General features: G+C 71.9%; 13 protein-coding genes. 4 read left to right on the forward strand and 9 right to left on the reverse strand.

The genetic code is table 11. The features are described 5' to 3' along the window. Window positions 1-246: 246 nt before the first annotated feature. From AB0M08_RS46285 to AB0M08_RS46320, 8 genes are all read right to left on the reverse strand, one after another. Window positions 247-1485, reverse strand: coding sequence for a PQQ-binding-like beta-propeller repeat protein (locus tag AB0M08_RS46285; RefSeq protein ID WP_364508387.1), 1239 nt, complete (start codon window positions 1483-1485; stop codon window positions 247-249). A gap of 18 nt (window positions 1486-1503) precedes the next feature. Next, window positions 1504-2406, reverse strand: coding sequence for a hypothetical protein (locus AB0M08_RS46290; protein WP_364508389.1), 903 nt, complete (start codon window positions 2404-2406; stop codon window positions 1504-1506). Window positions 2407-2439: 33 nt separating this feature from the next. Then, window positions 2440-3108, reverse strand: a complete 669-nt coding sequence (locus AB0M08_RS46295) for a hypothetical protein (RefSeq protein ID WP_364508391.1) — start codon at window positions 3106-3108, stop codon at window positions 2440-2442. A 30-nt stretch (window positions 3109-3138) separates the two neighbouring features. After that, window positions 3139-4302: a hypothetical protein gene (locus AB0M08_RS46300; protein ID WP_364508394.1), complete on the reverse strand. Its 1164-nt coding sequence runs from the start codon at window positions 4300-4302 to the stop codon at window positions 3139-3141. 19 nt (window positions 4303-4321) lie between these two features. Further along, on the reverse strand, window positions 4322-4708 hold the full coding sequence (locus tag AB0M08_RS46305) for a PPOX class F420-dependent oxidoreductase (protein WP_364508397.1): 387 nt from the start codon (window positions 4706-4708) through the stop codon (window positions 4322-4324). A 65-nt stretch (window positions 4709-4773) separates the two neighbouring features. Beyond that, entirely contained in the window at window positions 4774-5253 is a 480-nt protein-coding gene (ispF, locus tag AB0M08_RS46310; protein WP_364508400.1) for a 2-C-methyl-D-erythritol 2,4-cyclodiphosphate synthase, read from the reverse strand. Window positions 5254-5262: 9 nt separating this feature from the next. Continuing rightward, on the reverse strand, window positions 5263-5967 hold the full coding sequence (gene ispD / locus AB0M08_RS46315; RefSeq protein ID WP_364508418.1) for a 2-C-methyl-D-erythritol 4-phosphate cytidylyltransferase: 705 nt from the start codon (window positions 5965-5967) through the stop codon (window positions 5263-5265). A gap of 39 nt (window positions 5968-6006) precedes the next feature. After that, window positions 6007-6492, reverse strand: a complete 486-nt coding sequence (locus tag AB0M08_RS46320; protein ID WP_014447856.1) for a CarD family transcriptional regulator — start codon at window positions 6490-6492, stop codon at window positions 6007-6009. Between the two features lie 297 nt (window positions 6493-6789). Here AB0M08_RS46320 and AB0M08_RS46325 point away from each other — a divergent pair, with 297 nt between their 5' ends. Next, window positions 6790-7560, forward strand: coding sequence for a hypothetical protein (locus tag AB0M08_RS46325; RefSeq protein ID WP_364508403.1), 771 nt, complete (start codon window positions 6790-6792; stop codon window positions 7558-7560). 86 nt (window positions 7561-7646) lie between these two features. Here AB0M08_RS46325 and AB0M08_RS46330 read toward each other — a convergent pair whose 3' ends face one another. After that, complete coding sequence (locus tag AB0M08_RS46330) at window positions 7647-8111, reverse strand: DUF6023 family protein (RefSeq protein WP_364508406.1); 465 nt, start codon at window positions 8109-8111, stop codon at window positions 7647-7649. Window positions 8112-8895: 784 nt separating this feature from the next. Here AB0M08_RS46330 and AB0M08_RS46335 point away from each other — a divergent pair. The 3 genes from AB0M08_RS46335 (at window position 8896) to disA (ending at window position 12524) form a co-directional block, all read left to right on the forward strand. After that, window positions 8896-9612 carry a hypothetical protein gene (locus AB0M08_RS46335; protein ID WP_364508409.1) on the forward strand — a complete coding sequence of 239 codons (717 nt, stop codon included), beginning with the start codon at window positions 8896-8898 and terminating at the stop codon, window positions 9610-9612. Between the two features lie 228 nt (window positions 9613-9840). Beyond that, window positions 9841-11259, forward strand: coding sequence for a DNA repair protein RadA (gene radA, locus AB0M08_RS46340; protein WP_364508412.1), 1419 nt, complete (start codon window positions 9841-9843; stop codon window positions 11257-11259). A gap of 83 nt (window positions 11260-11342) precedes the next feature. Then, window positions 11343-12524 carry a DNA integrity scanning diadenylate cyclase DisA gene (gene disA, locus AB0M08_RS46345; protein WP_364508415.1) on the forward strand — a complete coding sequence of 394 codons (1182 nt, stop codon included), beginning with the start codon at window positions 11343-11345 and terminating at the stop codon, window positions 12522-12524. The last annotated feature ends 139 nt before the right edge of the window (window positions 12525-12663 follow it).

The following is a 12663-nucleotide window of genomic DNA, read 5'->3' on the forward strand; positions in this document are numbered from 1 at the left end:
GAGGGCGGCGGCCGGTGGGGCCTACGGTCACCGAGGGCGGCGGCCGGTGGGGCCTACGGTCACCGAGGGCGGCGGCCGGTGGGGCCTACGGTCACTGGAAGCAGTGCGGCCGGCGGGGTCGGCGGTGGCAGGAAGCGCTGGGGTGGGTGGGGCCGGCGATGGGTGGAATCGGTGCGGTGGGTGCTCGCGGATGCGGCTGTGGGGCCGGCGGCGGCTGTGGGTGCCAGGTGGGGTGCCGGGTCGGACTTAGAAGGCGGCGATCAAGACCGTGTCCAGGTTGAAGTAGTAGATCGGGGACGTCGGGTCGTCGGGGGCCTTGCCGTTCAAGCGCTCGATCGCCACGAAATGGGGTGTGACCTGGATGCCGCCCGGTTTCCAGTCGCGCTTTTCGGATAGCCAGGTCAGCGGGTAGTCGTAGACCACGCGGCCGGTCGAGGCGTCCAAGGCGATCAACTGGCGGTCGGGGGTGCAGAGCACGATCTTGCCTGAGCCGCCGCCCAGCACCTGGGCTGTGCCGGTCCATGTCCAGTTCACGCCGGTGGCGTTTCGGGCGGTGAGGACGCCGTCGCCGGCGCTGATGATCACTCCGGCCGCGACCGTGGCGCCCGCAGCGTCCAAGGGCGTCGACCGGGCCGGGGCGGCCGATGTTGTCAACCAGCCCTGGCCTGCGGAATCCCGGAAACCCGCGCACCCCGAGCTCGCCACTTCGCAGCCGACCGCCGTGAACGGCCCCGCCGGCCAGGAGGTGACCGCGGCCCCGGTCGCCACGTCGTAGACGCCGACCGCCGCATCGTCGGTCCCGGCTCCCGCATCGGGAGTATCGGCTTCCGCGTCAGAGGAGTCGACGGCAGTGGCACCGGTGGAGGCTGCCGTGGAGGAGGAGCACACGAAGGTGCCGCCTGCTGTGGTGAAGCCGTCGGAACAGTTGACCGGTTTTTGCCATTGTTTGGCGCCGGTGCTCACGGCGTACGCGGAAAGGGTTTGGTTGGAAAGAACCAGGACAGTGTCGGTGGTGAGGCGCAGACCGGGCGGGGACCAGACGGCCTCGGCGCCGGTGCGGTGTCCGGAATAGGCGGGTGCCTTCGGGCCATCGGCGCGCCAGGAGATCTTTCCGGTACGGGCATCGATGGCCACCAGCTCACCATCGGACCAGCGGGTGATCACCGTCGTGCCGCTGGCGACCACGCCGCTGACCTGTTCCGGCCATCGACGGAGCGACCAGGTGGCCGTGTAGAGGGTCTCCGCCCAGGCCGGGCCGTCCGCGCGCACCTGATGCTTCGAGGCGTAGACGCGGAGCCGGTCGTCGACGATCAGCGGGGCCATGTTGGTGTGCCCGGTCACCCCGAAGCGGACCGGTATCCGCGCAGGCCAGGGCTCCGATGCGGACGCCAGTAGCTCGGTGGGGCGCAGCACCCGCCAGCCGACGAGCACCGCCGCCGCGAGCAGGACCACGGCCGCCAGGACTCGCAGCAGCACCCTGGTCACGGGGCGAATTATTCCAGGTCACTCATATCCACCGTTGATCAGGCCGAGCCGGACCAGCTCGGTGAGCGGTTCGACCACGTTGACGGCGCCGAAGCCGAGGAAGAGCGGGCGCTCCACGTCGCGGTGCACCCGGGCCGGCTCGACCAGCGGAACCGGGTGTGTGGCGGCGAGCGCCTCGGCCACCTCGGCCACCTCGCCGCCGCCCGCCGCGATCACCGAGGCAACCAGCACGTTGAGGAAGCCGTGATGGGTGAAACCGGTCTCCGGATCGGTGTGCCGGGTGGCGTGGCGCAGGCCCGCGGCGAGTTTGAACGGCAACGAGCGGTCCCGGCAGGCGCAGATCACCGCGGCCAGTTCGACCGGGGTCGGGAAGAGTTCGGCGGCCAGACCGCCGACCCGGAACTTCGGGGCGATCGCCAGTCCGGCGTCGCGCGCCGCGGCGACCGTGTCCAGCGCCGCGAGCAGGCCCCAGCTGAGCGGGATCTCGGCGTAGACCGGCAGTTCGGGGTGGGCCGCGGCGAAGGAGCGGAGCATGGCGATGCCCGGCTGCGGATCCTCGCCACGGCGTGCGACCGGTGCTTCGACGTACGCGACGGGCAACCCTGCCGCGCGCAGCTTCTCCACGGTGACCGGCAGGGCACTGGGCGGCACGTCACCGATCAGCCCGGCGGAGAGGCGCGGCGCCGCCCCGGTCCCCGGAGAATCGGCCCCGGTGAAAGAGGCCCCGGTGAAAGAGGTTCCGCTGAGAGAGGTCCCGACGAGCGACGCGGGCAGCAGCAGCGTGCCGATCAGTGCCGCATACCAGGACGTGGCGTGTTCCCGGAACTTCGTCACCGCGTCGGCCGGCGCGGTCGGGCTCGGCGGCACCAGGGACGCGTCATCGACGAGACCGGCATAGAGCTGCGGCACCATCGTCGACACGTCCCGAACCTAATGGACGGCGGTCGCTTTAGGCTAGATCGCCCATACGGTGACGTCGATGAGAAGCTCGGTGGGCAGCGGCGTGGTGGCCGGGAACGTCGGGATCCGGAACGCCACCACCTGCTGAGCGTCGCCGGTCTTCCGCATGCAGTAGCTGCGGCCCTCCTCCAGCTCCATGTACTGCGACTGGAAGCTGACACCGTTCGCGGTGTCACACGCCTCGGGTCCGGCGAACGGGTCACCGGCGGCCCGGGCCAGCACCGCGCGGTCGTCGAGCGGCTCGGCGCTCCAGACCCGCTCGTCCACGCCGGTGCAGTTCTGGACCGTGTCGTCCTTGCCCGGCGTCGAGCAGAGCAGCGAGATATCCCCGGTGTACGCGTCCGTCCCGGCCCGCGGCGGGTCCAGGAAGATCGCGCCCTGCGGGTACTTGTCGCCCCTGCCGAGCGGCACCTCCACCTGGACGACGGCCGCGCCCAGCCCCGCCTGGGTGGACGGGCTCGATGCCGGGGTCGGCGCGGCCGCCGACGACGACGGGGAGTCACCCGCCCGGTAGATCAGCACCCCTGCGGTCGCCGCCGCGAGCGTGAGCAGCACCAGTCCGGCGGCCAGGTAGGTGCGGCCGAGCGTCTCGGAGCGGAAGAGCACGACCAGGACCACGGCGAGCGCGACGAACGCGAGGACGGCGATCAGCAGGTCAGCCACGTCTCCCCCAGCCGATCACGATGAGGACGGTCACTTGCGGCCGATCACGATGAGCAGGTCCGCGACCCCGGCCAGGACCATCGCGGCGATCAGCGTGGGCAGGCCACCCACCACGGCGTACGCGAGAAGGAAGAGTGGCGCGGCGAAGGTCAGGTAGGCCGCGATCGCCAGTGCCCGATCGCCGGAGCGCAGGCGGGTGAGCACCCGGCCGACCGGCTCGGGTGAGCGGCTGCGCAGCCAGAGCACCACCGCGGTGAAGACCAGGAAGCCGATCAGGCCCGCCCAGACGCGCGAGATGCCCGGGCTGATCAGTGTCATCGCGCCGGTCAGGGTGGCGGCCACCAGGGTGCCGCTGGCGCCGTACCGCACGGTCTCCAGGACGGCGCCGGTCGCCTCGCCGGAGGTGTCCAGCACGGCCTTCCGGGGGAGGCTGACCGGAGGGGCCGGCTCTCCCGGGTAGGCCTCCGGTCCGGACGGCGCGCCGCCGGGCGTGGTGCCGAGCGAGGCCTCCTCGGCCAGGTCCTCCAGCGCGCGGGCCCAGCGGCGCCGCTCGAACCGGACGATGCCGACGTCCTGCCCCGCGTCGCCGATCACCGGGTCCAGGTCCAGCGCTTCGGCGTACGCCCGCTGTGCCAGGTCGAAGAGCCGGAGCCGGGCGGCCACCACGGCGAGGACCAGGTGCGCCTCGGCCTCGGTCGGTGCCACCCGCACGCCGTTCCACGCGGCGTTCAGCGCTTCCTGGCCGTTGCGCGACTCGCTCAGGAGGGCGGCACCCGTTCGTTGGGCGTACGCATCCTCGGGCCACCCCTGAAGGATCTCGGCGGCGACCCGGGCGGCGTCGGCGTACCGGCGGCTGTCGGTGAGCGCCATCGCCCGCACCACGAGCGGGGCGAGCGTGCCCGGAGCGGCCGTGACGGCCCGGTCGGCCGCGGTGAGCGCCTCGGCGGGCTGCTCGGCCGCGAGGTGGATCCGGGCCAGGGTGGCGAGCAGGGCCGCCTCGCCCTCCCGATCCGCCCCTGCGGCGATCGCGGCGTCGGCGGCGCTCGCGGTGTCATCGGCGCTCGTGTCGCGGTCGGCGCTCAGGCCGGCCGCGATCTCGTCGGCGGCCTCGTCGTAGCGTCCGAGGTCGGCGAGCAAGAGCGCACGCTGCCGGTGCTCCTCCGGCGTGGTGTCGGGCTCCATGGGGGCGGGCACAGCCGTGAGCGTAAGCGGTCTACCTGTAGATCACACGGGTAGGGGTGAGCCTGCACACCACACGGACGACCTCGGGCCCGTCCTCGGTCCACGCCTGGTTCGCGTATTTGTAGCTGAGCTCGTCGATCAGGTTCGCCGGATCGTCACTCATAGCGACAACACCTTCGACCGTGAAGTACGAGTACGGGTCCGCCGGGTCGTACGCGCAGACGGTGACCCGTGGATCGCGCTCCATGTTCCGCGCCTTGACCCGCCCGCGGACCGTGGAGAAGAGGATCTCGTCGCCGTCGCGCTTCACCCAGATCACGGTCGACTGTGGGCTACCGTCCGCGTTGACCGTGCTGAGGACCGCGTACGTGGGGTTATCGATCAACGTCCGGGCCCGGCCAGGCAGCGCGACACTCATGATCGTCATCATGCCGGACGGGTGGGGTTCCCTCCCCGTGACGGTTGCCACCCCGGCGGTCCGGGTCAGCCGGTAACCGGGTAGACCATGGCGACCGCGACACCCGCCAGGCCCTCGCCGCGGCCGGTGAGCCCCAGACCGTCGGTGGTGGTCCCGGAGACGGTGACCGGAGCGCCGACCGCCTCGGAGAGCACCTTCTCGGCCTCGGCGCGGCGTTTGCCGATCTTCGGGCGTACGCCGATCACCTGGATCGAGACGTTGCCCACCTCGAAGCCGGCCTCACGGACCCGCCGTGCGGTCTCGCCGAGCAGGGTGACGCCCGCCGCACCGGCCCACTCGGGGCGGCTGGTGCCGAAGTTGGCGCCGAGATCACCGAGCCCGGCGGCGGAGAGGAGCGCGTCGCAGGCGGCGTGGGCGGCCACGTCGGCGTCCGAATGACCGGCCAGACCGGGTTCACCGGGCCATTCCAGGCCGGCCACCCAGCAGGGCCGCGCCGGGTCGAAAGCGTGCACATCGGTACCGACTCCCACCCGCGGAATGATCATCCGAGGAGCCTATCGACCGTTCTCGGGCAGGGTCAGCAGGTGGGTGGCGACCGCCAGGTCGATCGGGCGGGTGATCTTCAAAGCCAGATCCGATCCGGGTACGCACCGGACCGGGATGCCCAGCTTCTCCACCGCGCCCGCGTCGTCCGTGTGCAGTCCGGCCGCCGCCGCGTGTGCCGCGCGCAGCACCGAGGCCCGGAAGCCCTGCGGGGTCTGCACCGCCCGCAGCACCGACCGGTCCACGGTCCCGAGCACCGTCTCCTCGGCGTCGACCTCCTTGATGGTGTCGACCACCGGGAGCACCGGGATGACCGCGTCGGCTCCGTCACGCACCGCGGCCGCGACCCGCTCGACCACGGAGGGTGGGGTGAGGCACCGGGCCGCGTCGTGCACCAGCACGATCGCGGCCTCCGGCGGGACCACGGCGAGCGCCGCCGCGACCGATTCCTGCCGCTCGGCGCCGCCGGGCACCACCGTGACCGGCGCCACCGGAGCGAGCAGGGCGTGCACGGCCTCGACCTCGGCCGGCGGCGCGGCGACCACGATCACCCGGACCGAGGGGGCCGCGGCGAGGCGGCGGACCGCGTGGACGAGCAGCGGCTCGCCCTCCAGCAGTCGCAGGGCCTTCGGCGCTCCCGGACCGAGCCGGACGCCGGCGCCCGCGGCCGGAACGACGACCGCGACGTCACCGCGAGCATTCAGCTGCGCGGTCACGTCGCGGTCGTCGGTCAAGGTTCTGACGGGTGCGATGGATCAGGCCTCGGTGAGGACCTTGTCGAGCAGGACCTCGGCCTCATCCTTGGTGCTCTTCTCAGCGAGGGCCACCTCGCCGACCAGGATGTCGCGGGCCTTCGCGAGCATGCGCTTCTCGCCGGCCGAGAGGCCACGCTCCCGCTCGCGACGCCACAGGTCACGAACGACCTCGGCGACCTTCAGCGGGTTGCCGGAAGCGAGCTTCTCCAGGTTGGCCTTGTAGCGCCGCGACCAGTTGGTCGGCTCCTCGGTGTGCGGAGCGCGGAGGACGTCGAAGACCTTCCCCAGGCCTTCCTCGCCGACCACTTCGCGCACGCCGACTTCCTCGGCGTTCTCAGCGGGCACCCGAACAGTCAGATCGCCCTGGGCGACGCGCAGAACGAGATACTGCCTTTCAACGCCCTTGATGACCCTAGTCTCGATTGCCTCGATGAGTGCGGCCCCGTGGTGGGGGTAAACAACGGTCTCGCCGACACTGAAAACCATAGGTTCGAAACCCCTTTCGCTGTGTCTAGGGTAACACGCCCAGGCGACCGTGTCTCGCCCTGACGGTCACTGTTAGTGCAGCTCAGAGGCCCTGTGACGGGGCTTTCTACCGCTTGACAGCGAAGCGAGAAGCTGCCTTGGTAACGCAAAGTAATGACATCGTTACCGCGTTCACCAACGAGTCGGGAATTCCGGACCTGATGGCTTTGTGAGATCAAGCTTATCGCTAAGGTCCGCATCACCGCACCACTGGCGATGCGGCCACGCATGCGGGACCCTGGCCAGGGGAGGTGTGTCATGGCAGGCGCTAGCGACAACGGCGGCTGGCCGCCCGAGGGCGGCTCCCCTGACGGACTGCCCGAATTCCCCGAGGAATGGGGCGTGATCGTCGTTCCGGATGATCTATCCGAGCTCTCCGACGAGGTCGACGCGATCCGCGCGGAATTGCACCTCACACCCCCGCCTAACGGATGGCAGCGATTCGCCCGCCGTCCCGCCGTCCGCGGCATGCGGAAGGTCGCCACGCTGTTGCTGCGCGCCCCGGTTCTGATCATCTCGATGGCGATCCTGGTCACCGTCGCCAGCCTCTTCGCCTCCGCGTGGCCCGGCCCGGTCGACCAGCCGACCACCCAGCGCACCTCCGGCACCACCGCGGCCACCACCGACCAGCTGCCGGCGCTGGAGCTGGTCGCCACCGACGGCCGGCCGCTGCAGCTGCGTGACCGCCTCCCGGTCGTGGTGCTGATCACCGACGGCTGCGACTGCGACGCGCTGATCGCCGACACGGTCGCCGCGGTCCGCTCGGACATCTCGGTGGTGGTCGTCTCGATGACCGTGCCGTCGGTGGCCGCCTCGGTTCAGCAGCCGCTCACCCAGACCCCGCAGGCCGACGGCAAGTCTCTGCGGTACGCACAGGACCGCACCGGCGAGCTCCGTCGCAACCTCGGCCTCACCGACCAGGACGGCACCGCCGCCGTGCTGGTGGTCAACCGGCTGGGCGAGATCGTCCGCAAGGTCCTCCGGACGAAGTCGGTCGAGGAGTTCCGCCCCGACCTGGCCCGCGTCTGACCGCCCGGGCTCAGTTCTGCCGGGCTCGGTTCTGCCGGGCTCGGTTCTGCCGGGCTCGGTTCTGCCGGGCCCGGTACCCGCCGGGCTCAGTTCTGGTCGTCGCGCTGGAGCGTGTACCGGAACACCACCGGGCCGCCCACCTCCACGGTGATCCCCATCCGTAGCCGCTGCGCCACCCCCACGCTGAAGACCTCCGGCGTACGGTCCCCCGAGCAGTTCAGCCCCCGCCCGGAGTCCTGCCCCTCGGAGTCGCCGAACGCGACCCGCACCCGGCTGCCGTCCGGCCCGGCGCAGACCACCGAGACCAGGAACGAGCCGCCGTCCAGATCGGCGATCTCCTCGTGCACCGCCCCCGCGGCGAGCGCCAGGTTGTCGGCGCCCTCCTGATCCCCGGCGTCCGGCAACAGTTGCTCGGCGGCGAGCCGCCAGGTCAGCAGCCGGGGATCGGAGTCGGCCCGGGGCTCGGCCCGCCACCACCACGTCCCCCCGGCCAGAAGAATCAAAACGGTGAGCGCATGGAGGACCACTCCGCGTCCACGTTCGCTGGTCACCGTGCGACTGTAGAGCCGTCGAGCGGCACCCCCGGTACGACGCCCTCCCGGGCCGTCATCGCGCGGCCGGGCGGGCGGGTCCGGCGGCGCGGGGCGTCCGGCACGAACGCCACGGTGGGTGACGACCAGCGGCCGCCATGCCGGCCAGGAACGCGTGGGCCACGATCTGCCGCACGCTCGGTGACATCCCGAGCTCCTCGGCCGGGAGGTGTCCGGACCGGGACAGACCGCGAAAAGACCCAGATCGTGCGCGGCGCGTCCCGCCATTCCGCCCTCCGCGTCCCGCCATCCCGCCCTCCCGCCTTCCGCGTTCCGCCTCCCGCGCTCTGCGCCCCGCCCCGCCTCCGCGTCCCGTGTCCCGCCCCCGCGTCCCGCGTCGCCGGGGCCGGGAGACCGCCGCTTTCCCAAGCGGGCCCATCTATCCGGTACCGCCGCCCGCAGGCTCCGGCTCCCATCCCGCCCGCCATCACGGTGCGTGACTATCGCGGCGCGACGTCGTCGGCGTCCGGATCGCCGCCCCACGCGAAAACGCCCAGCCGATAGCCACCGGCACCGCTGACACGCCCACCCCAGGGCCCGAAAGCCGGACGCAGGAGAGGGACGTGGGACGGTCGGTGTGGTTGTTCCGTGCCGTGATCGTCGTGGCACTGATGAACGTGCTGTTGCTGGTGTCGAGTGGGCGGGTTGTGTGAGGGAACCCGCGGATGTCCGGGTCGCCGCACGTTACCGATCGTCGACCACTAGTCTGATCCAACACCTAGGTGTCTCTCTTTGGAGGATCGTGATGCGCTCGCTCGGAACCCGTCGCGCCGCGTTGGTCGCGGGTGCCGCGACGGCCGCGGTCATCGCGCTGTCCGGGTGCTCGGCCGGCCAGGTCGCCGAGACCGCCATTCTCGACACGCCCATCGCCGGCGTGAACGCCGACTCGTCCGACGGCAGTGTCTTCGTTCGCAACGCGCAGGTGGAGTTCAACGGCGTCGAGGGCTACGCCAAGGGCGAGAACGCGCCGCTCGAGGTCAGCCTCTACAACCAGTCCGAGCAGGCGGTGACCGTCACCATCAGCAGCTCGACGGTGAACCAGCCGGAGGTCGTCTCGGCGCAGCAGGTCGGCACCGTCTCCACGGCCGCGCCGGCGGAGCTGCCCAGCGACCTGCCCTCGGTGGACCCGTCGGCCTCGGTCGACCCCTCCGCGCCTGTCGACCCCTCCGCCTCCGCGGGGGCCGGCGCTCCGAGCGAGCCCGGCACTCCGGCCGAGCAGACTCAGGTCACCCCGGCCCAGATCCAGATCGCGCCGCTCGGGCAGGCCCTGTTCCGGCCGACCGACGCGCAGGTCCTGCAGGTGATCGGGCTCAGCGACGACCTGAAGCCGGGCATGGCGGTGAGCCTGACCTTCGAGTTCAGCAACGGCGCGAGCCCGCTGACCATCCAGGCACCGGTCGCGATGCCGCTCACCCCGGTCTCCCGTGCCCCCGGCATCGAGCACGAGAACACCGAGGAGTGAGCCCGCGCGCCGAGCACTGAGGCGCGCCGCAGAAGCACAGTGACGCCGCGAGCATCGTGGTTCCGCGAACATCGCGGCGCCAGGACGCTCGTGGCGTCACGCGTATCCGGGAACACGCGAGCCAGGAGAGCGCGAGCCAGGAGAGCGCGAGGGCTGAGAGAGCACGGGCGGCCGGGAGTGGGCACACCGAGGAGTGAGGTTGTCGGACCCGCGAGCTAGCTTGTCGGGGTGACGACCTCCCGAGCCTCCGCCAAGGCCGCCCGGCCCGCCTATGTCTGTGACGCCTGTGGGCATCAGCCGCCGAAATGGCTGGGGCGGTGCCCGGAGTGCAACGAGTGGGGCTCGATCATCGAGTCCACGGTGACCGTCGGGGCCTCCGGGCGGGTGGTCAGCTCGCGGATGCCGTCGGAGCCGGCCCGGCCGATCGCGCAGATCAGTGCGGCGCCGGCCCGTGCCGTGCCGACCGGGGTCGGTGAGCTGGACCGGGTGCTCGGCGGTGGGCTGGTCCAGGGGGCGGTGGTGCTGCTCGCCGGGGAGCCCGGGGTGGGCAAGTCCACGCTGCTGCTCGACGTCGCCCAGCAGTGGGCGGTGAACGCGGGCAGTCCCTCGCTGGTCGTCAGCGGGGAGGAGTCGGTGAGTCAGGTCCGGCTGCGGGCCGAGCGGCTCGGGGCGCTGCACGACCGGCTGTTCCTCGCGGCGGAGAACGATCTGGGCACGGTGATCGGTCACCTGGACGCGGTCAAGCCCGGTCTGCTGGTGCTCGACTCGGTGCAGACCGTCTCGGCGCCCGGCACCGAGGGCGTCCCCGGCGGGGTCACCCAGGTGCGCGCGGTCACCGCGGCGCTGGTCGCGATCGCCAAGGAGCGCGGCATCGCCACCGTGCTGGTCGGCCACGTCACCAAGGACGGGCAGGTCGCCGGGCCCCGGGTGCTGGAGCACCTGGTCGACGTGGTGCTGCACTTCGAGGGTGACAAGCACTCCTCGCTGCGGCTGGTCCGCGGTGTGAAGAACCGGTTCGGGGCGGCCGATGAGGTGGGCTGCTTCGAGATGCACGAGGGCGGGATCACCAGCCTGCCCGACCCGTCCGGGCTCTTCCTCACCCGCTACCAGGAGCCGGTGCCCGGCACCTGCGTCACCGTCGCGATGGAGGGGCGCCGGGCGCTGGTCACCGAGGTGCAGGCGCTGATCGGCGCCGAGGTCCAGGGCTCGCCACGGCGTACGGTCTCCGGGCTCGACAGCGCGCGGCTCGCCATGGTCCTGGCCGTGCTGGAACGGCGTACGAAACAGCTCAAGCTCTACAACCGGGAGGTCTTCGCGGCCACCGTGGGCGGCATCCGGCTGACCGAGCCCTCGGCCGACCTGGCGATGGCCCTCTCGGTCGCCTCCGGCGGGCTCGACCTGGCGATGGCGCCCACCCTGGTGGCGATCGGCGAGGTCGGCCTGACCGGCGAGATCCGGCGGGTCAGCGCGATCGGGCGGCGGCTGGCCGAGGCGGCACGACTCGGTTTCCGGGTGGCGCTGGTGCCGCCGGGCAGCGCCGGAGCCGAGGGGGGCGCCCCCAAGGGGATGCAGGTCATCGAGGTCAGCGACCTCCGGTCGGCGTTGCAGAGCGCAGCGCGGGCCTCGGCCGAGCACGGCAATCGGTGACCCAGGGTGACGAATCATCACGCTACGGAGCATTCATCGAACCATGCCTCGTTGCCCCGGACGGCAGTTCGTAGACTGTACCGGTGCCGCTCGACCGCGATGGTTCCAAGTCCGCCGCCAGTTCAACGCCGCGGCCCGGCGTCAACGGCGCGGGGCACCGCGCGATGACCCCGGCCACCGGCTCCGGCCTGACCGGGGGCGCCAGCGATCCGCTCCGGGCGAACCTCGCCCTGATGGCCCCCGGCACCGCCCTGCGCGACGGCCTGGAGCGCATCCTCCGGGGGCGTACCGGCGCGCTGATCGTCCTCGGGTATGACCCCGTCGTGGAGACCATCTGCACCGGCGGCTTCCCGCTCGATGTGGAGTTCTCCGCCACCCGGCTTCGTGAGCTGTGCAAGATGGACGGCGCCGTGGTGCTCTCCAGCGACGGCACCCGCATCGTCCGGGCCGCCGTGCACCTGATGCCCGACCCGTCGATCCCGTCCGAGGAGTCCGGCACCCGGCACCGGACCGCGGAGCGGGTCGCCAAGCAGTCCGGCTTCCCGGTCATCTCGGTCAGCCAGTCCATGCACATCATCGGGCTGTACGTGAACGGTCAGCGCCACGTCCTCGACGACTCGGCCGCCATCCTCTCCCGGGCCAACCAGGCACTGGCCACCCTGGAGCGCTACAAGCTCCGGCTGGACGAGGTCTCCGGCACACTCTCCGCGCTGGAGATCGAGGACCTGGTCACCGTCCGCGACGCCGTCTCGGTGGTGCAGCGCCTGGAGATGGTCCGCCGGATCGCCGACGAGATCTCCGGCTACGTGGTCGAGCTCGGCACCGACGGCCGCCTTCTCGCCCTCCAGCTGGACGAGCTGATGGCCGGCGTCGACGCGGACCGCACCCTGGTCATCCGCGACTACCTGCCGGGCGGGCGCAAGGCGCGCACCCTGGACGAGGCGCTGGTCGAGCTGGACCTGCTCACCGCCACCGAGATGATCGACCTGGTCGCGGTCGCCAAGGCGATCGGCTACGCGGGTGCCTCGGACGCTCTCGACGCGGCGGTGTCCCCGCGGGGCTTCCGCCTGCTCGCCAAGGTGCCGCGACTGCCCGGCCAGATCGTCGACCGGCTGGTGGACCACTTCGGCAGCCTGCAGCGGCTGCTCGGCGCCACGGTGGAGGACCTCCAGGCCGTCGAGGGCGTCGGGGACGCGCGGGCCCGGGGCGTCCGCGAGGGCCTCTCCCGCCTGGCGGAGGCGTCGATCCTGGAGCGCTACGTCTAGCACGCCTCTCGGAACACGGGCCAGTCCGCGTCTCGTGGATCACGCGTGTGTGGGGCTCGGTCCCGGTTCTGGCTGGTGCTCAGGGGTGTCTCAGCGAAGCGAGACACCCCAGGCCCCCCGCCCCGACCCCCCGGCGCGC

This window comes from Actinoplanes sp. NPDC051851 (assembly GCF_040681165.1).
Classification (GTDB): Bacteria; Actinomycetota; Actinomycetes; order Mycobacteriales; family Micromonosporaceae; genus Actinoplanes.